At 43.3% G+C, this 19,155-nt stretch carries 19 protein-coding genes; 10 read left to right on the top strand and 9 right to left on the bottom strand.

Features of this window, described 5'->3' with window-relative positions:
• Window positions 1-20: 20 nt before the first annotated feature.
• The 3 genes from JKJ11_RS06965 to JKJ11_RS06975 form a co-directional block, all read right to left on the bottom strand.
• Window positions 21-1,388, bottom strand: a complete 1,368-nt coding sequence (locus JKJ11_RS06965) for an L-cystine transporter (RefSeq protein WP_236109684.1) — start codon at window positions 1,386-1,388, stop codon at window positions 21-23.
• Between the two features lie 157 nt (window positions 1,389-1,545).
• Window positions 1,546-2,229 carry an NAD(P)H-binding protein gene (locus tag JKJ11_RS06970; RefSeq protein WP_252038959.1) on the bottom strand — a complete coding sequence of 228 codons (684 nt, stop codon included), beginning with the start codon at window positions 2,227-2,229 and terminating at the stop codon, window positions 1,546-1,548.
• Between the two features lie 76 nt (window positions 2,230-2,305).
• On the bottom strand, window positions 2,306-3,190 hold the full coding sequence (locus JKJ11_RS06975) for a sigma-70 family RNA polymerase sigma factor (protein ID WP_038222111.1): 885 nt from the start codon (window positions 3,188-3,190) through the stop codon (window positions 2,306-2,308).
• Window positions 3,191-3,912: 722 nt separating this feature from the next.
• Between JKJ11_RS06975 and JKJ11_RS06980 the strand changes: the two genes are divergently transcribed.
• The 9 genes from JKJ11_RS06980 (at window position 3,913) to btuD (ending at window position 12,590) form a co-directional block, all read left to right on the top strand.
• Complete coding sequence (locus JKJ11_RS06980; protein WP_006070567.1) at window positions 3,913-4,203, top strand: hypothetical protein; 291 nt, start codon at window positions 3,913-3,915, stop codon at window positions 4,201-4,203.
• 457 nt (window positions 4,204-4,660) lie between these two features.
• Entirely contained in the window at window positions 4,661-5,689 is a 1,029-nt protein-coding gene (cobT, locus tag JKJ11_RS06985; RefSeq protein WP_198557701.1) for a nicotinate-nucleotide--dimethylbenzimidazole phosphoribosyltransferase, read from the top strand.
• Window positions 5,686-6,474 (top strand): adenosylcobinamide-GDP ribazoletransferase, encoded by a 789-nt coding sequence (locus JKJ11_RS06990; protein WP_252038960.1) that lies wholly within the window; start codon window positions 5,686-5,688, stop codon window positions 6,472-6,474. The genes cobT and JKJ11_RS06990 overlap by 4 nt, the downstream gene beginning before the upstream one ends.
• 9 nt (window positions 6,475-6,483) lie before the next feature.
• A complete protein-coding gene (cobU, locus tag JKJ11_RS06995; RefSeq protein WP_252038961.1) occupies window positions 6,484-7,020 on the top strand; it encodes a bifunctional adenosylcobinamide kinase/adenosylcobinamide-phosphate guanylyltransferase in 537 nt (178 codons plus the stop codon).
• Window positions 7,021-7,048: 28 nt separating this feature from the next.
• On the top strand, window positions 7,049-7,675 hold the full coding sequence (locus JKJ11_RS07000; protein ID WP_006070571.1) for a histidine phosphatase family protein: 627 nt from the start codon (window positions 7,049-7,051) through the stop codon (window positions 7,673-7,675).
• Between the two features lie 113 nt (window positions 7,676-7,788).
• A complete protein-coding gene (locus JKJ11_RS07005; RefSeq protein ID WP_006070572.1) occupies window positions 7,789-9,588 on the top strand; it encodes a M3 family oligoendopeptidase in 1,800 nt (599 codons plus the stop codon).
• Between the two features lie 187 nt (window positions 9,589-9,775).
• Window positions 9,776-10,804 (top strand): succinylglutamate desuccinylase, encoded by a 1,029-nt coding sequence (locus JKJ11_RS07010; protein WP_006070573.1) that lies wholly within the window; start codon window positions 9,776-9,778, stop codon window positions 10,802-10,804.
• A 45-nt stretch (window positions 10,805-10,849) separates the two neighbouring features.
• Window positions 10,850-11,848: a vitamin B12 ABC transporter permease BtuC gene (gene btuC / locus JKJ11_RS07015; RefSeq protein WP_038228343.1), complete on the top strand. Its 999-nt coding sequence runs from the start codon at window positions 10,850-10,852 to the stop codon at window positions 11,846-11,848.
• On the top strand, window positions 11,832-12,590 hold the full coding sequence (gene btuD, locus JKJ11_RS07020; protein WP_252038962.1) for a vitamin B12 ABC transporter ATP-binding protein BtuD: 759 nt from the start codon (window positions 11,832-11,834) through the stop codon (window positions 12,588-12,590). Before btuC ends, btuD begins: the two co-directional genes overlap by 17 nt.
• 337 nt (window positions 12,591-12,927) lie before the next feature.
• Here btuD and JKJ11_RS07025 read toward each other — a convergent pair whose 3' ends face one another.
• From JKJ11_RS07025 to JKJ11_RS07045, 5 genes are all read right to left on the bottom strand, one after another.
• Complete coding sequence (locus JKJ11_RS07025) at window positions 12,928-14,415, bottom strand: SulP family inorganic anion transporter (RefSeq protein WP_252038963.1); 1,488 nt, start codon at window positions 14,413-14,415, stop codon at window positions 12,928-12,930.
• A gap of 523 nt (window positions 14,416-14,938) precedes the next feature.
• Window positions 14,939-15,511 (bottom strand): nucleoside triphosphate pyrophosphohydrolase family protein, encoded by a 573-nt coding sequence (locus tag JKJ11_RS07030; RefSeq protein ID WP_006070578.1) that lies wholly within the window; start codon window positions 15,509-15,511, stop codon window positions 14,939-14,941.
• 419 nt (window positions 15,512-15,930) lie between these two features.
• On the bottom strand, window positions 15,931-16,194 hold the full coding sequence (locus tag JKJ11_RS07035) for a hypothetical protein (RefSeq protein ID WP_038228349.1): 264 nt from the start codon (window positions 16,192-16,194) through the stop codon (window positions 15,931-15,933).
• A 384-nt stretch (window positions 16,195-16,578) separates the two neighbouring features.
• Window positions 16,579-17,154 (bottom strand): DUF1415 domain-containing protein, encoded by a 576-nt coding sequence (locus JKJ11_RS07040; RefSeq protein WP_252038964.1) that lies wholly within the window; start codon window positions 17,152-17,154, stop codon window positions 16,579-16,581.
• Window positions 17,155-17,326: 172 nt separating this feature from the next.
• Window positions 17,327-18,217, bottom strand: a complete 891-nt coding sequence (locus tag JKJ11_RS07045) for a LysR family transcriptional regulator (RefSeq protein ID WP_252038965.1) — start codon at window positions 18,215-18,217, stop codon at window positions 17,327-17,329.
• A 118-nt stretch (window positions 18,218-18,335) separates the two neighbouring features.
• On the opposite strand from JKJ11_RS07045, the gene JKJ11_RS07050 reads away from it, so the two are divergent.
• Window positions 18,336-18,776: an ester cyclase gene (locus JKJ11_RS07050; protein ID WP_006070583.1), complete on the top strand. Its 441-nt coding sequence runs from the start codon at window positions 18,336-18,338 to the stop codon at window positions 18,774-18,776.
• Between the two features lie 78 nt (window positions 18,777-18,854).
• On the opposite strand, the gene JKJ11_RS07055 is transcribed toward JKJ11_RS07050, so the two are convergent.
• Window positions 18,855-19,046 (bottom strand): hypothetical protein, encoded by a 192-nt coding sequence (locus JKJ11_RS07055; RefSeq protein ID WP_198557706.1) that lies wholly within the window; start codon window positions 19,044-19,046, stop codon window positions 18,855-18,857.
• Window positions 19,047-19,155: the final 109 nt, after the last annotated feature.

Raw genomic sequence — 19,155 nt, forward strand, 5'->3', positions numbered from 1 at the left:
AGAATGACTTGAGCTAGTTATTATGCGTTAGCTTGCTCGAGCTCAGGTTGTTTCTTCTTGAGCAGACGACTAGTAATAGTACCTGCGGTCATCGCGCCAGAGACATTCAGTGCGGTACGCGCCATGTCGATTAAAGGTTCAATGGAGATAAGTAGCGCAGCGATAGTGACCGGCAACCCCATTGCTGGCAGTACGATAAGAGCAGCAAATGTTGCGCCGCCACCGACACCCGCGATACCAAAAGAGCTAATAGTAATAATGGCAACTAACGACAGGATGAAGTTAAAGTCCATCGGGTCAATACCGACAGTTGGTGCAACCATTACGGCTAACATTGCAGGATAGATACCGGCACAACCGTTTTGTCCAATTGTCGCCCCAAATGATGCTGATAAGTTAGCAATAGCTGGTGGTACGTTGAGTTTGGTAACCTGTGCTTCTACGTTCAATGGAATGGTCGCAGCAGAGCTTCGAGATGAGAACGCAAAAGTTAGTACTGGCCAAATCTTCTGGAAATATTCTTTCGGACTTACGCCAACAAGTGAGACCAAGAAACCGTGAACCAAGAACATTAAGAAAATAGCTAAGTAAGACGCAACGATAAAACCAAGTAGATTTAAGATGTCACCTGCACTTGAAGTCGCGACAACTTTCGCCATCAGAGCCGCAATGCCATAAGGCGTTAATGCCATAATCATTTTTACCAGGCGCATAACAACAGATTGCGTTGCATCGACAAAAGTGCGGATCGGTGACTCAAGCTCTTCTTTCTCGGCCATCACTTTTCGTGCAGCTATACCAGTAAGGACACCAAAAATAACTACAGCGATAATAGAAGTAGAGCGGGCACCGGTTAGGTCAGCAAATGGATTGGTTGGAATGAAGCTAACCAGCATTTGTGGAATTGTGAGATCGCTTACACGGTCGACGCGACTTTCTAGTACCGCGATACGAGCCGTTTCACGTGCGCCTTCAGTGAGCCCTTCAGCACTTAAACCAAATGCTTGAGTGACTGCAATACCGATAAGTGCGGAGACGGCAGTCGTAGCAAGTAGTACAGAAATAGTCAGGCCACTAATTTTGCCTAAAGAGCCGCCTTTTTCCAGTTTTACCACAGCGGCAATCATAGAAACTAAGACTAAAGGCATGATGATCATTTTTAAAAGACCGACATAGCCTCTGCCCACAACGTTAACCCATTCAAGGATTTCGGAAATAGCTGCGTGACCTTCACCTAGTAGTAATTGTAGTCCGAGTCCGAAAGCACTCCCTAAAACCAAACCGAATAAAACAAGACGTGAAAGGGCGTGTTTCTTTTGTTGCTGTCCATACAAAAAATAGAGTATGCCTAAAAATATCGCTAGCGCTGCGACAACCGCAATTGACATTGAAGTATCCTTTTATCCATCTGACGTATAAACCTTATTTAGCATAAGGTAATTAGAAGTGTAGATGGCTAAAGTACCGATCTGTTGTAATCGTTAACAATAAATTAATGTCATTAGTTAGAGCAATTTGTTATATGCTGTTTAATATATATTCGAGCTAGTTTTGATAACTAGAAAGAATATCCAACATATTTGCAGAATTATATGCGACGCAATTCGCATCATGATGTTCAATTACGCTATAGAGCATCGCTTGAGCAACAGACTCTGCGGGGATAGGGGCGTATGATCTAAGTGGGCCGATCATGAGAGGTGATAGGAGGCTGAATATTTTTTGAACAGCCACTTCATCTGATCGGATCTGTTTTTTTCTACCTGCGAGTGGTCCAGGTCGAACAAAGACAACTTGGTCGAATCCCATGCCTTCGATACGACGTTCAACGCGCCCTTTGCACTTGAGATAATGGGAAAGAGATCTTGGAGAGGCTCCTAAGCTTGAAACTACCGCAATACGCGTTACACCAATCATCTTCATGGTTTGAGCAACATCACAGACAAGGTCGTAATCTACTTTTTCCAACGCCGCTTTGCTGCCAGCTTGTTTAAGGGTAGTACCGAGACAGATAAATCCAAGAGTAGGGGTAGGCGAGGAGTCTTCCCAGTTTGTAACCCTGAGCGCCCCATCCATTAGTTGGATCGTTTTTGATGCGTGTGTATCTAGAGGCGAGCGACATAGCGCGTAAACCGTTTCAATGTGATCGGTTCGCTCTAACAGTGTGAGCAGTTTGCTTCCCACTAACCCAGATGCGCCAGCGATGATGGCATTGTAACTTGATGACATAAAGAAAAGTCCCACTAACCGATGGTAAGTGGGACTATAGTAAATGTTGAGCTAACGTGCTGTGATAGAAGCGAAATTAATCAATTTCTGCTCGAGTTAGATTTTGTCGTTTAAGTTTATCTCGAAGCGTCTCCATGGCACTTTTTTGTATCTGACGCACTCTTTCTCGGGTGACGCCAACAATTTCTCCCACTTGTTCTAATGTCTTGGGATCATCGTCAAGTAATCCAAAACGGTGATGTAGAATAACGCGTTGTTTGTCAGGTAAACTGTCCACCAAATCAATGAGAGCTTTATTTAGATTCTGGGTCACGATATCTTGTTCTGGAAGCTCAAATACATCGTCATCATCGATGGTTTGCAAGTGATCTTTCTTATCGCCTTCTTCATCCCAGCCATTATCTAGTGATAAGGACTGTTCAGAGAGCTTGAGTAGTTTGCTTACTTCTTCAGGTGCACGGCCTGTACGCTCTGCTATTTCTGAAGACGTAGGCTCATGATTACCTTCTTTGCGAAGCTCATGAGCTGCTTTGCTACATTCACGTATTTGCTTTGTAACGTGGACAGGAACACGAATGGTTCGGCCTTGGTTCATGATCGCTCGGTCAATCGCTTGCTGAATCCACCAAACTGCATACGTTGAAAAGCGATAACCTAACTCTGGATCAAACTTATCAACCGCTTGAATGAGCCCTATGTTTCCCTCATTGATTAGATCATAGAAATCAAGCCCTCTGTTTGAATAGCGCTTCGCTGTTCTAATCACTAATCTAAGGTTGGAGTTGATTAAGTGCTGTCGCGCTAATGTATCTCCAGCTCGCGCTTTTCTTGCAATGTGTCTTTCATCTTCGGCACTAAGAAGATCGTGTCCTGCGACTTCTTTGAAATACGTTGCACCAATATTTAGGGATTCATCTTTACCTGAAGTTGTATGACTGCTCTTTTCCTTGACTGCTCTCATATTCATCCCTTCCCAACTGCTTGTAATAAATGTGTCTTTCTTCTTCTGATTATATTGTTCAGCTATGAAATTGGTTTCTCTGTCATAAATTACTATATTTTAAAATCGGAATACAATGTTCATTTAATAAAATGGATACATAGCGGCAACATTTATCCTTTGTTTCATTTGTTTCCACCACCTGTTTGAGAATAAGCATCATTTGTATCAATGTTCCTGAGTATGTGCGCCATTACACCGCCAATTTAACCTTATGATTTATATGATATAAATCATAAGGTTTTTCTGTTGTTCAGAACGATTTTACTCAACACTTCTAATGTATACCTAAATTGAAGTGGCTGCGTTTACAGTTGTACAAATCATGCTCGTTACGTTGTGAAAATTCTTTATTGTTGATTGTTTTGTAGATAAAAGTGCGATTATAAAGGTGGATGCTGGTGTAATAATTGGCCTTTCTTGGGTGGTTTAGTATCATGCATCGTATTGCATTTAGCCGTTTAATTGTGTGATATTTAACCCATTTTATATTCTTGGAAGCTATATATTTACCGGCATGTTACAAAGTACTGTCGTTTGCGAAGCGTTTTATAAAAATAGGACGATAGTTTAGAAATATGACAAATGTATCAATTTAAGTGATCAAGGTTGTTGGATTTAATAAGTACATTAGACTTTAGTATAAATAGACAGGTAAAGACCGCCAGAGTCGGGATAATAATATGAATCAAGAATTAAAACAGAAGATAGAAGAGCTTCTTGTGCTTGCGAGGATGCAAGGAGTTTCTATCGTTGGGTTAGCGGATATACCTAACTCAGATAAATGTCACGTATTTAAAACTATTGAGCATGATTGCAAGCAAGGTACGCGCAATTTAGATGATATTATGATGCGCCAAATGTGCGATGGAAAGCCGAGTAATTGTTCTACTTGCCACAAAACTACACCAGTGATCTCAGACGATGGCCTTGCACAACTATTTTCTGAACTTCAGCAGCCGATTGACACTTAGCAAGCCAACTTTCCCTCTAAAATGACGGACACTAAAAAGCCCTCTACAGCATTGTAGGGGGCTTTACTATTTTACTTACAGTTAAGTGATTTGGTCACGTCAGCGATAAAGGTACATTAGAACGTTTCTTGTTACTATTTTGCGGTCCTTTTTTAGACGGAGCTCTTTGATTGGTAAGCATAATTGCCTCCTCACTTTTTTGTTATGTTGTTATTTTCAACACCTAGTCCGATTTAACTCAATTCCTTCTTCTCAATGTACGTTTGTTGATACGATCTTGGCAATACAAGGCTGTCCTTCACGTTATGCTTCCAAGATTTGGGTGAGATCTAAAGTTGGTTTGTGATCTCGTAATAAGTACACTAGGTGAACCCTAAGTATAGCTCATAAGCTCTAATGCAAATTTTGACCGTTTTGCAGGGAGTTAGAGTAAGTGGAACCATAAAGAAAGGACGTCATGCTAGCGAATACATTTGATCAATCTATTCAAAACCGAATAGACCAAAAGACCAAGCCATTAGGTGCATTAGGAAAGCTTGAGGGCATCGCTTTCCAGTTGGCAAAGATTCAAAGCCTCTCTTTAGGTAATTTAGCAACTAGTATCGATGTATCAAATCCGCATGTCATAGTATTTGCTGGCGACCATGGTGTGGCCGAGCGAGGAGTGAGCATTGCGCCAAGTGCGGTAACTCAGCAAATGGTGATGAACTTTCTTGCCGGTGGCGCTGCAATTAACTGTTTCTGCCGTGCTAACGAGATAGCGTTCTCCGTTGTAGATTGCGGAATGCTTGAGCCAGTTTCAGATAGTTCAGGTACCTTAGTTTTGAGTCGTTTAGGATGTGGAACGGATGATTTCTCTGCACATCCTGCAATGACACTAGAACAAGCTACACAAGGTATCGAAGCGGGACGGAATATCGTCGCATCAAAGATAGAAAGCGGCGCAAACATACTCATGTTTGGCGAAATGGGTATTGGTAATACTAGCTCAGCATCAGCGTTGCTTTCTGCTATCACCGAGCTACCAGTGGCCCAGAGCGTAGGGCTTGGGACTGGAATTAATGCCGAGCAACTTGCGCTAAAGCTGGCGTTGGTTCAGCAAGGTGTCGATAGAGTGCAGAGCAAATCAGTCATGGAGATCTTATCCGAACTGGGCGGTTTTGAAATTGTTCATATGGTGGGTGGTTTTCTAGAAGCAGCAAAACGACGCGTTCCAGTGTTGGTGGATGGCTTTATCGTTTCCGTTGCAGCACTTATCGCCGCTAAGTTAGAACCAAGCTTAGAAGATGTTTTACTGTTCTCTCATACCTCTCAAGAAGCAGCGCATCGTTATGTATTGGAACAATTTAACGCGAAGCCGCTTTTAGACTTGTCGCTAAGATTAGGTGAAGGGACTGGAGCGGCACTTGCGTATCCACTTATTAAATGTGCGGCTGAGTTCTATAACTCAATGGCAAGCTTCGAAAGTGCTGGAGTAACAGTGTGAGTAACGAAAAATCTCGCAGTTGGTGGTGTTATCAATGGCAACTGTTTTGTCTCGCATTGAGTTTTTTTTCACGTTTGCCGATACCTAAAAACACGCCATATTCCACTGAGCGGATGAATCGCTCTGGTCGTTATTTTGCGGTAGTGGGCTTTGTGATAGCGGTACTGTGCGCTCTGGTATTTGTTGCTGCGAGTACTCTGCTTCCTGTCTCTGTCGCCGTCGTTATAACAATGGTGTTTAGTTTGCTATTAACGGGGGCGTTTCATGAGGATGGCCTCGCAGATATGGCAGACGGCATTGGCGGTGGAATGACGGTCGAAAAACGACTGCTTATCATGAAAGACAGCCGACTTGGAACATACGGCGTCAGCACACTCGTGATGGTGTTACTGTTAAAGTTCGTCACCCTTGTAGAGCTTGCTAACCACAACCAGTTCATTGCCGCTATTATTCTGGCGTATGTTTTTAGTCGAGCCGTCGCGGCGTCGTTGATATCGACGATGCCGTATGTGTCTGATCCAGAGGGTAGCAAAAGCAAACCGCTAGCTAATCAACAAACACAAAAAGAGCTTATTTTTCTCGCTGTGTGTGCACTGCTTCCAGCGGTTTATTGGGGTATGCAAATCACTATTACTTTAGTGATTTGGGCATTGTTATTTCGAATAGGATTTAAACGTTGGCTTATGGCGAGATTAGGTGGATTCACAGGTGACTGCCTTGGCGCTGCGCAACAAATCGTGGAGCTGTCGGTTTACCTTATCTTGCTCGCATACACTGTGCCATAGGAGAAGTCTGTGCCAGTAGAATTGATAATAGGCGGTGCTCGCTCAGGCAAATCAAGCTTTGCAGAAAATAGAGTGTCGGAATTAATTGACGCTAGCGAGGGGCTTACCAAGCATTATGTAGCAACCTCTGAGCCGATTGATAACGAAATGCGCGCTCGTATTGAGCACCACCGTCGCCAACGTGGACTTGGCTGGCGAGAGTGGGAGTGCCCATTGGCGCTGTCGGAGCAATTATCGACCTTCTCATCGTCGGATGTCGTACTTATTGACTGCCTCACGTTGTGGCTGAACAACCACCTTTTCCATTTAGGTGACGACTGTGATGATCTGGGTTTAATGAGGGAAATTGAAACCTTAGTCAAGGCCTTAGCACAATGTGATGCGCATGTAATTGTCGTGTCGAACGAGGTCGGCTTAGGGGTTGTACCTATGGGCGAAGTGTCTCGCCTTTTTGTGGATAATGGGGGGCGTATGAACCAACAAATCGCAAAGATTGCAGAGAAAGTTGTGTTTGTCGCCGCTGGTTTACCGTTAGTTTTGAAGTAACTGCGGAGCGGAGTAACAAGGGAAGGTAATGCAGAACATTTTACTGATGCGTCACGGCAAAGTATCGGCGCCTCCAGCTTTATACGGCGTAACCGATGTTGAAGTTGCTAAGAATACCAACCTAGACATTGTCTCAGCTTTGGCCGCCACACAAATTGATATTCAAAACATCTACTCTTCTCCTTTAAAGCGCTGTGCCACGCTAGCGCAAATGGTAAGTCAAACGATGAATATCGATGTAGCGCACGTCGATGAATTGGCTGAAATGAACTTTGGCACCTTTGATGGTGTCCCATTTGATAAGATGAGCAAACAAGATTGGTTGAGCGTCGAGCCGTTTTGGAGTGACCCGGTGAACCATCCTCTTCCACAAGCCGAGTCATTGAGTCAATTTAGAGCTCGTGTTCTTCACGGTTGGCACAGCCTTCTGGCGTTACTTAGTCAGCCCAATAAAACAACATTGGTAGTTGCTCATGGTGGTGTAATTCGATTGATTTTAGCGGAAGTTGTTGGTTTAGATTGGGCCAATCCAAAGCTCTACTCAACGCTTGATATTGGCAATGCCTCTATCACTCATTTACAGTTTAATTCCGAGTTCCCTGCGCATGTAAAAGTGAAAACGGTCGGGGCCTCTCTACATTCTTTTAAGTTATAACAGTGAGTTACGGCAGCTGTGCCTCTTCGAAGGCTGTCAGCAACCGTTAACTAGGTCTCGTGGAATCAATGATGTTTAGGTTTCGCGAAACACTAATACAAGGAAATATCGCAATGAACAAAGCCGTTTGGGATCTATCAATAGCTTATCAAAACCTTGATGATCCAAAAGTAGAGCAAGACATTGCTTTGATTCAACGTTCTATTGAATTGTTGAATAGCCATAGTGGTGAACGTCAAAACGTGTCAGCGATGCAAAATGCGATTCAAACCATGGAGGCGGCTGGCACTTTGTTGGCGACCGTAAATACCTTGGCAAATTGCTATGCCTCTACAGATGCGCAAAATACACAAGCCAAACAGTTAATTGGACGTATTGCTCAGCTCAACTCAGAGCTGGAGCAGGCGTTTACGCCGTATGAAAATACCCTAGCGTTGGCGGAAGTGTCATTCATAGAACAAGTTTTAAATCATGATAATCCTTCAGTCTCCGGGCAAGGTTTTCAAATTGAGTTATTGCAGCGCAAAGCCGAAACTCAGCTGAGCATTGAGGAAGAGCAACTGCTTTCAGCGATGCAAGTGGACGGACGCGATGCATGGGGCAGGTTATACGATAATATTACTGGCTCACTGACCATTGATATCAAAACGGATTCCGGCTCTGAAACCGTAGGATTTTCAACAGCGGCGAGTCTCTTGTATGGTGGTGAATTTGCTAAGCAGCAAGCTGCTTGGGAAGGCATTCAATCAGCCATGAAAGCCAATGAAACGTCGTTTGCTGCCATCGTGAATGCCTTAGCCGGTTGGCGACACAATGAAGGTAAAAAGCGTTCAAAAGCGAAGCAAGAACATTTCTTAGACTCTAGCTTGCGCGAGAATCGTATTCAACGAGAAACACTGGATGCGATGATGTCTGCTGCTAATGAGAGTAAAGCAATAGGTCAGAAAGCGGGAAGATTAATGGCTCGCGTTCATGGACTTGATGCGATGACACCTTGGAACCACCTCGCTGCGATGCCACCATTAAACAGTGGCGAAGCACAAGTCTATTCTTTTGAAGAAGGCATCGCGGTCATTAAAGCCGCATTTGAACAGGTCGACCCATCCATGGCGGAGTTTGTTCAAACCATGGTTGATAATGGTTGGATTGATGCGGAGCCGTCAAACAACCGCCGTTTAGGCGCGTATTGTACCAAGCTTGCCGCGACACGCACGCCATTGGTCTTCATGACTTGGGGTGGTAGCCGCTCGGATTTGCTAACGTTAGCCCACGAGCTAGGACATGCTTTTCACAACTGGGTGATGCGTGACTTGCCTCTGTGTCGCACTCATTACCCGATGACTTTGGCAGAAACGGCCTCCATTTTTGCTGAAAATATCGTTCGAGATTACTTGTTAGATCAAGCGCAAACCACGGAAGAGAAGCTAGAAATGCTGTGGGAGGAGTTATCTTCTGCCTACGCTCTGACGATAAATATTCCAGTGCGCTATGAGTTTGAAAAAGCCTTCTATGAAGCCCGAGAAACAAGTGAGTTGGACGCCAAACAGCTATGCGAACTTATGTCGACAACATGGAGTGATTGGTATGGTGATTCCATGTCAGGAACCGATCCATATTTCTGGGCGAGCAAGCTGCATTTCAGCATCTCAGAACTGAGTTTCTACAACTATCCATATTTATTTGGTTATCTATTTAGCCAGGGTGTTTATGCACAGCGTACAACCAAAGGAGAGGCATTCTTCCCTGACTATGTTTCCTTGTTACGAGATACAGGGTCTTATTTAGCTGAAGAGGTTGTGTTGAAGCACATGGGTAAAGACCTCACTCAAGCCTCATTTTGGAATGAAGGAATGGCTAAGTTGGCGTTGAAAGTGGATGAATTTGAATCTTTGCTTGATAGCCTAGAAAGTTAAGAAAGCCTGAAACGTATGTGGTGATAGAGTAGTTATGTCACCACATGCGTAGTGCTCAACATTGATTTTTCGGTAAAATAGGTGTTTTGCCTTAAAGTTACGAGACTTACTTCGATAAACGCGATCATATCCGTATAAATTTATTGAATGTTTCATTACCATACCGCTGTTAGATAGGGAGCAGCGCATGACGAAATCGCTTTTTCGCCAGTCATTTCTGAAAGATACATTGGAAACCGAAACTGAGTTCACTGCAAAATCGCTGAACACTCCAGATGGAGTGAAAATGGAACTGAGTTATCGTGGGGTATTAGAAGTTACCCCAAAACATCTAGATAAAGACAGTAAACACATCATAATTTCATGTGGCATCCACGGTGACGAAACAGCACCGATGGAACTGGTCAGCAAAATGGTGGAAGACATAGAATCGGGCTTTTTAAAGCTGAATGCTCGTTGTCTGTTTATCATTGCTCATCCAGAGGCTACCAACCGACATACGCGTTTTATTGATGAGAATCTAAATCGATTATTCGGTAGTAAAGAGCACGCCGTAAACCGTGAGGTGGCGATTGCTAAGCACTTGAGATTGTTAGTCGACAAGTTTTATCAAGGAACAGAAGAGGCAAGTCGCTGGCATTTGGATTTGCACTGTGCGATTCGTGAATCAAAACACTATTCTTTTGTCGTTAGCCCTCGTTCACGACATGCGGTAAGAAGCAAGGCTCTGTTTGATTACGTTGCGAGTGCGCATATGGATGCGGTGCTGTTATCCAATGCGCCGTCGAGCACGTTTAGTTGGTTCTCCGCCGAGAATTATGGCGCACAAGCGTTAACAATGGAGCTTGGGCGTGTAGCGCGAATTGGCGAAAACGATCTGGAAAAACTGCTTGCGTTTGATATTGCTACTCGAGATCTGTTGTCTGAAGAAACACCAGAGCATTTAGCGAAGCAGCCAGTCATTTATCGTGTGTCACGCACTGTGGTTCGTCACCATGATGATTTTGGCTTCTTGTTTGACGATGATGTCGAGAATTTCACAGAGTTTAAACACGGTGAAGTCTTTGGCCATGACGGTGATAAACCATTAATGGCAAAGAACGATCATGAAGCCATTGTTTTTCCGAACCGCAAAGTGGTGGTTGGGCAACGCGCTGCCTTGATGGTGGTTAAAGTGGCAACCCGCTATGAGGATGACCAACTGGTCTACGATTGATCGAAAAACAGTGGCGTTCTGCATCGCCGCTGTTATGCTTCTCAAATGGAATTCAATCAGTTACTGAATCAAAACCAAAGACGCTGGCGCAAATTGATTATTGCGATGACTGGCGTCTTAGTTATTTTCGCGTTACTCCACCTATCGGTTGGAGAGCTTTTTATTAATCCGTTCTCACCTCAGACCGCACTTGAGTCTCGTCTTCTCTATGATTTGCGTTTACCAAGACTGCTTGCTGCCGCTGCCATTGGAGCCGCGCTCGCGCTCTCTGGTGCTTCGCTGCAAGTGTTGTTAGGTAATGTACTCGCAGAACCTGGTGTCCTGGGTATTTCAGGCGGTGCCAGTTTGGGAATGGTGATCATTTTGTTTGCTTTTCCCGCGGCTGCGACGCCACTGGGTTTTATGTTATCCGGGGTGGTTGGGGCACTTGGCTTCACCTTGATATTGGTGAGTATGGCCAAAACCATGAGGTTGACAACAACTCGACTGCTGTTAGTGGGGGTCGCGCTTGGAATACTATCTAGCGCTGTGGTGACTTGGGCGTTCTACTTCAGTGACGAGCTTAGTCTTCGCCAGTTAATGTACTGGTTGATGGGAAGCGTCGGTGGGGTAAGTTGGTATCAGCATGTTCTTACGGTGTTAATGATTCCAATAGGCGTCTGGCTATGCCTTCAAGGTAAGGTTTTGGATAAATTAATGGTAGGCGAAGTACACGCTAAGCAATTGGGTGTGGATGTAAACCGCGTCCGTTGGCAACTTATCCTTTGTGTATCGCTGTTGGTAGGTGGCTCGGTTGCTTTAGGTGGTGTGATTAGCTTCGTTGGATTAGTTGTCCCGCATCTACTTCGCTTGGCTTTCGGCACTGAAAACCGTTATCTGTTGCCATTGTCTGCGGTAACGGGAGCAACATTGTTGGTGATCTCTGACATACTTGCGCGACTAGTATTGGATTCTGCTGAGCTACCCGTTGGAGTGATGACCACGACAATAGGAGCGCCGATCTTTATTTGGATGCTGGTGAAGAGTCATGATTCAAGTTCATAACCTAACTATTGGCACTAGGTTACTGCCATTGACGATCGATATCCCAACGGGACAACTAACGCATGTTATTGGTCCGAACGGTAGTGGCAAAAGCACCTTACTAGCAGCTTTAGCTGCTGTGATTGACTATCAAGGTGACATTGTTATTGAAGGTACGGCGCTGTCGACCTTATCTCTTCCCGATATTGCATTAACGCGAGCGTATCTCAGTCAATCCGCTCGCCCAGCGTTCAATATGCCTGTTTACCAGTTTCTTTCGTTATCCATTCCTGCAAATTGCAGAGATGACAGCGAAGAGGTAAATCGAGCCATTCTATCTATTGTCGAACTGCTTAATCTGGATACCATGTTGAGTCGTACCGTCCATCATTTATCTGGTGGTGAGTGGCAGCGAGTGCGGTTAGCTGCTTGTTGTCTTCAAGTTTGGAAACCCATCAACCCATTAGCCAAATATCTAATTCTGGACGAACCAGCGGCTCCACTTGATATTGGTCAGGAAAAATACCTCCATAGACTCATAGATCTTGTAACTGAGCAGGGTACAACTGTCGTTGTGGCGAATCACGATCTTAACGTGACTTTGAGAAGGGCGGACAATGTTGTGCTATTGAGCAATGGTGTACTCGAAGCGGTAGGGAGTAGCCAGCATGTTCTGACAGTTGAGAACATTAACTCGGTTTACAGGACCAATGTGCAAAAGGTTGAACATAACGGCAGAGCCTATCTTATTTTTGAAGATTAATGATGCCGTTAATAGAATGATCAGCGCATTTGGACGAACAGCCTCATCGTCGTAATAGGTTAGCTTTGTACAGCTAACCTATGCTTAGCTTAATGATTGAACTGAAGAATTAACATCAGTGGTTGAGAGCCACGAAAATCGCAATAACAGATAAAATGGATGGAATTGCGATCCCAAAAATCATCACTTTCAATTTCATCCAATATAATCTTGATTCATATCTCCGCGTTTGCTCCAGTAGATACAAAAGCCGATCTAACTTTATATCTTCATTACCAAAATAGGTAGCGAGTTCTTCGTCATAACGTAAGCTCATTGTTGGTTCTCCCAATGGTGATTAGTGACCGAATGTCATAGTTAAGAAGTTAGGGTTGTCATATTTACCGTATTTTTTGACCAGAGCTTCGGTTTGAGGATTCATCCCGATGACTTCAACTTGATTACCAAGTTTGGAAAAACGTAATACCACTCTATCTAAGGCATCAACCGCGGTAATATCCCAAAAGTGAGCATCTGATAAATCGATTGTGACCACAGGGTGCTCATTGTCATAACTAAACATATCAACGAAGTCGTAGGCTGATGCAAAGAAAATCTGCCCATGAACCTTATGAGTAATATGCTCTCCATCAACAATAACTTCGTCGACCACATCCATGATAGAGATACTGGCATTGGCGTAAAATACGGACGCCAAAAGTACGCCAACTAGCACGCCGATGGCGAGATTATGTGTCATAACCACGGATACCACCGTTGCTAGCATGATGACATTGGATTGGAGTGGGTGATGTTTTACCTCGACCAGCGATTTCCAAGAGAAGGTGGAGATGGAAACCATAATCATCACAGCGACAAGTGCAGCCATTGGGATTTGCTTTAAGAAGTCGCCAAGAAAAACTACCATTACCAGCAATGCTACACCGGCAAATAAGGTGGACAGTCGAGTTCTCCCTCCTGATTTCATGTTAACCATAGACTGACCAATCATGGCACAACCAGCCATGCCGCCCAGTAATCCTGCAACAATATTAGCAACACCTTGACCTTTGCACTCTTTGTTCTTATCACTGGTTGAATCGGTGTAGTCATCAATGATGGTCGCCGTCATTAGTGACTCCAACACGCCAACAACTGCTAAGGCAAGTGAATAAGGGAAGATGATTTGCAGCGTTTCTAAATTGAATGGAATATCAGGTAAAAGGAACACTGGTAAAGTATTAGGCAGTTCACCCATATCACCAACGGTTCTGACGTCAAAACCCAGGTAGGTACTGATTAGGGTAATCGCGACAATACACACCAAAGGAGAGGGTAACACCTTACCAATTTTAGGGATTAAAGGAAGCAAATAAATGATGCCTAATCCTGCTAGTGTTAGTGCGTACACGTGCCATGTCACATCGGTCAACTCAGGCAATTGTGCCATGAAGATCAAAATGGCTAGCGCATTGATAAACCCAGTAATGATCGATTTGGCGATAAATCGCATCAGATTGCCCAGTTTAAGCCAACCGATCACATATTGAATCACTCCGGTTAACAGGGTTGCTGCCAAAAGGTAATCCAATCCGTGGTTTTTAACCAAAGAGGTCATCAATAAAGCCATGGCTCCAGTAGCCGCTGAGACCATGCCAGGTCTTGCGCCAGTAAAAGCAATGACGACACAGATACTAAACGAGGCATACAAGCCTACTTTAGGATCTAATCCTGCAATAATCGAAAAGGCAATAGCCTCTGGAATCAATGCTAGGGCAACAACAATACCTGCTAAGAGATCGTTGCTGATGTTACTAAACCACTCTTCTTTACTAAAAACTGCCATATAAATGAGTTCTGTCCTAATTATCAAATTGTAAAAAGCCAACTTCGTTTCGCGCGAGCGCAAGTACGAATTTGTCGTTTAGAACCTAAGTTCTTTTTGTTTCGGCTGTCGCCGAGCGTTCATTTTTGGGATTTTGTAGTCACAACCAGATATCTGGGACGATACCTAATCGCAGTGAGTAATCGTGTAATTACTTACATGCCGTGACCAATGCTGTGTTGACCTCAAGAAGGCAAAGATGCCTCAATCAGTCTGCGTATAGCTGTGACGCTTGGGAGAGCGCCGACAAGAGTTATTCGATAGCAATAAGGTATTAAACTAGCGCCAGTTTTTATAAACTTGCATTAGGTTTTTTGCCTTGGTATCGAATGGCTGGCATTGTACGCTCATCTCGTTATGTGCATAGATGCTCAATCATAACTTGCAGTTTTGATAGGTAGAAATAAAGCGAAGGGGTGAATAATTCTAAGGGAAACAAAAATGGCTATCACAAGGATAGCCATTTTAAAGCAAGTCGCTCGGTCTATACCAAAGGCGTTAGATCTGCTGGGCGGTAATAGACGGATTTAAGTACTTTGCCTTTACGAATTGTTTTTGCTTCAGAAACGAAATCTTCAGCACATTTTGCGATGATGTATTCGCCTTTTTGAACGGCCATTAGGGCAATGCCTTGCTTCGCGTAGTGCGCTTCAGTTTCCGCATACTCTTGCTCGTTGCGGCATACTTTGCTCATGTTACTAGAGTGGATTTCATCCCAGCATTTGATGAAGTCGATGTCGCGGTTAGCTGCTACATGCAGTAGAAGCTCAATAAGGTAACTGATAGCCACGTTATCTTCTACTTTGCTGTCGCCAAGGTGCACTAAGCGACCCATTAAGACATAAACAGAATCGATGATCGCGTCCGCTTGTTCGACTTTGCTGTCAGCTTCCGCCAACTCAGTCATTTCTTCGATAGCAAGAGAGCTATGCAAAGTATCCGCTGCATCATCTAGAGAATTAGAGTCATTTACTGGTAGGTCAAATGTAGTACGGAACTCAGTGATATCACGATAAAGGTGATCGAAAATCTCTTGGGTAAGTTTGGTTAATTTCATCGATTTCTGTCTTTTGGTATAGGTTTTACGATCCTATCAAACACCATAGCTTTTCGCTAGCAATGCGATATATGCGTATTGTAGATATAAGTGTGATTGAATTATCACTATTGCTAATTTGTGTGTACACTTTGTTCACGATCTAATCACTGTAAGATTGAATAAGATCATGATTGTTATTAGAATTATTTCGATCCCCAAAACAAGCTGTGAATTTCGACCAATCGGTGTCATGTATACGAGAACGGGTTGGTCTACAGTTTCAGAAAGTACACGTACTTTTTGGAAAACGTCGTTTCGGAATTAGGGTCCCGAGTCGTCGTACTTAAAGGCCACCTTTCGAGGTGGCCTTTTAACATCTTGTACTCAGTAGCGCAGTAAAATGGGCATTAACTAGACACAAGTTTGTGTTGGAAGTGTCATCTGTCAGTTGGCAGTTCAGTATAAAAGTCATCGAAATTGCCCCATAGTTCTAGTAACTGATACACCTCTTTTTGAGTAATAAACTTACTATTCACATGATCTTTGCCATCTAAAAGCACGAGGTAGTGAGGCGTGACTTGGTTTGCTGTTGATATGGCATTCCATTGGGCGAGAATGCTCTCGGAGCAAGCGTTAGAAAAAGTGGCAAGTTCGATGCCTGTTTCTCCAACAGTATTGTAGATAGTTAGAGATAAACTCATATTAAAATGCTGAATGAATAGAGTCTTAAGGATGGCTGTAGTGTATCAGTAGGCATGAATACTACAAAGCAAAGACTTGTCAGAATTGTATGGCATTTATACGTGGAAAAGTTCGCCCACTAAACTAACAGCATAGTGGGCAGACTAATCACTTCGTTGACTCTATTTGAGCCGTAGTTTGGGCTGCGTTGTCATGTCCCATTTGATCCATGATGTCGTAGGTCACAAAATAGGTGACAAGCAGAATCAAAGGGATAAATTTAATCCAAGGTTTCATGGTGGTAGTCTCATCAAATCAATTAAGGTGAAACTACCACTGAGTTAACGGTTTCGATATGACTAAAATCGCAATGTAAGGTTGACTTGAGCAGAGCTTGAATTTGATCAGTGACCAAATAGATATGGGAACAATTGTTTTCTTTCCGATTCATTTAGGGCGCTGACGCGATCAATATTATTATCTGGGATCGCTTCCGGATTCGGGTAGTGCTTTAGCACTCGCTCCATACTTTCTTCTCGAATAAGGTGGAAGATAGGGTAGGGAGAACGATTGGTCAGATTTTCTGGGTCTTCTGGCTCTGCACCACCAAAGCAGTAATCTGGGTGGAATGTCGCGACTTGGTAAATACCTTCCCAATCATTTTGTTTGATAAGCGTTTCGACCCAATCAATAAAGAAGTTATAGTCCATAAAGTCTTCAAGCATGTTCGGAACTACAACCAACGTGGTCTCGAGATCACTCACTTCGGTTTGTTCCAATAACATCAGTTCGCCCAGAATATCTTCTAAAAGACCTTCTTCATTATTGGCCAGACTAACAAAAGTTTTGATTTGCTTGTTTCTTTCTGGTTTAGCTGCAAAAGGGCAAAGGTTTAAACCAATAACCACATCTTTCAACCACTGTTGAACTTGCTGCTCGATCTTTACTACTTCTTCACGTAAGGGTCTAATTTCTTTCATATATTTTTGTAATCAACGCATTGTTGCTATTCAGTTGCTTAAGCTGAGGCACCAAAAATCCATCAGCTGAAGTGAAATGATACTCGAACCCATTGGATTAAAGCGTCAGTTAGCCACATGCTAATGCAGTTGAGGCTAATTTGAAACTCTTTTGGGTCACAGTCAATCATAGTCAAAGCATCAAGAAAGCTCTAAGTTCCTCAATGAATGTTTTGACTTTCCGAGGCGTATTAACTCGTTCTCGATAGAGTGCGTACACTGCCCGGTTTTGTAATTGGTAGTGGCTGAGCACTTCGATGAGTTTGCCATCAATGATTTCTTTTTTAGCCAATTGTCTTGGGAGCATAGCGACACCAAAGTGGTTGAGCAGCGCCACTTTAATGGCTTGAACACTATTGACCGAAATCGAAGGCGAAACCTCAATGGCGTGTTCTTCTATGCCCTTGCGAAAACGCCATAGAGAATAGTTTTTAAGATTTGGGTCTTCAACTACCCGATGAGACAATAAGTCTGTTGGATGTAGAATCGGCTCATGATTTTGCAAATATTGTGGTGACGCACAGACAATGCATTGGTTTTCAGTGAGTTTCGTAGCAACAAGATCTAGGTCTTGTTTGACTAAGTTACCCGAGCGGATGGCGACGTCATAGCCTTGCGAGGAGATATCGTTTACTCCGTCATCAAGGAGTAGGTTAACTTTAACTTCTGGATACCTAGTACAAAATTCGCAGATGAATGGCATTAACATGATCTCGGTAAGACCATTCGGTGCGAGAACGTTCAACGTACCCGACATTGCAACGCTATCGTGCCTAATGCTGTCGTTCAGCGTATCCAACTTAGTCACTAAAATATTTGACTCAAGGTAGTAGTGTTTACCTGCATCAGTTAAAGACAGTGTTTTCGTTGAACGATTCATTAACCGCGTACCTAGATGATTCTCTAGATCTCGAATGTTTCGGCTAACCAGAGATTTGGATACGCCTAATTGCTTTGAAGCACCAGTGAAGCTGCCTTCTTCAACGGTACTGATAAACGAGCGCATAAGTGTAAGTAGATTCATGGTTCTTCTTATTGTGTACTAATTGTTGACATCCTATCCACCTTTTAAAGTCTATTCAAATCTACTGATGCCAATAAAATAACAATAAAAACAAAGGTAAAGTAAAAGGAGAATAAAGATGACAAGTAAACAAGTTCAAACAATTAAAGACTATTTTGAATTTTGTGTTGATGGAAAGGCAACAGAGCGTGTGGGCGAATATTTTGCGGCTGATGCTTTGATCCACAGACCGGATTGCGGAACAACATTACGAGGGCTTGAAGAGTTTGAAGCTAAGCTCAAATCTTGTGTTACTGAACGGTACGAAAGTGTGAAAACAACGTTTCAAAGAGTCATCGAGACTGAGGGCGAAGTAGTCGTGGCGTTAACGCATAAGGCTGAAAATTCAAACACGTGGATGGGTTTTGATGTGTCAGGAAAAGATGTGACATGGACTAGCCTTACCTATTTCCGTTTCAATAATGAAGGCAAAATAATCGAAGAGATTGTTGAACGAAACGAACTTAGTATGGCTAACCAATTGGGCTTACACCTAGATGTCACCAAAGAGCGTAATTAACACTTACAGCATAGAATTCGAAGTATTTCTTTGAGTCAACAAAGTAGAAAGCCATCTAGTATAAGATGGCTTTTATCCTTAATCGGATTTTCTTTCTACCTCCGCAGGACAAGACTTCGCCAGTGGGACTTCAACGACGTAGTCACGACCGTTGTCATCGTAATGGCAAATACGATGATCACCATTCTTAAACTCATAGTCGTACTTGACTGTGTAAGCGAAGGCTAGCGGAGCAGCTAGTGATAGCGCTAGAAATATCAGTTTTTTCATAGGTACTTCCTCCTTGTTTGTCTTTGTTTGATTGACACTTGTAATCGCTTAAAAACAAAAAATCCTTAAGTGAGTAATTCCATGAGAGTGAGAAACGCTGGAGCTATCA

The sequence above is a fragment of the Vibrio sp. SCSIO 43133 genome, from assembly GCF_023716845.1.
GTDB classification, from domain to species: domain Bacteria; phylum Pseudomonadota; class Gammaproteobacteria; order Enterobacterales; family Vibrionaceae; genus Vibrio; species Vibrio mediterranei.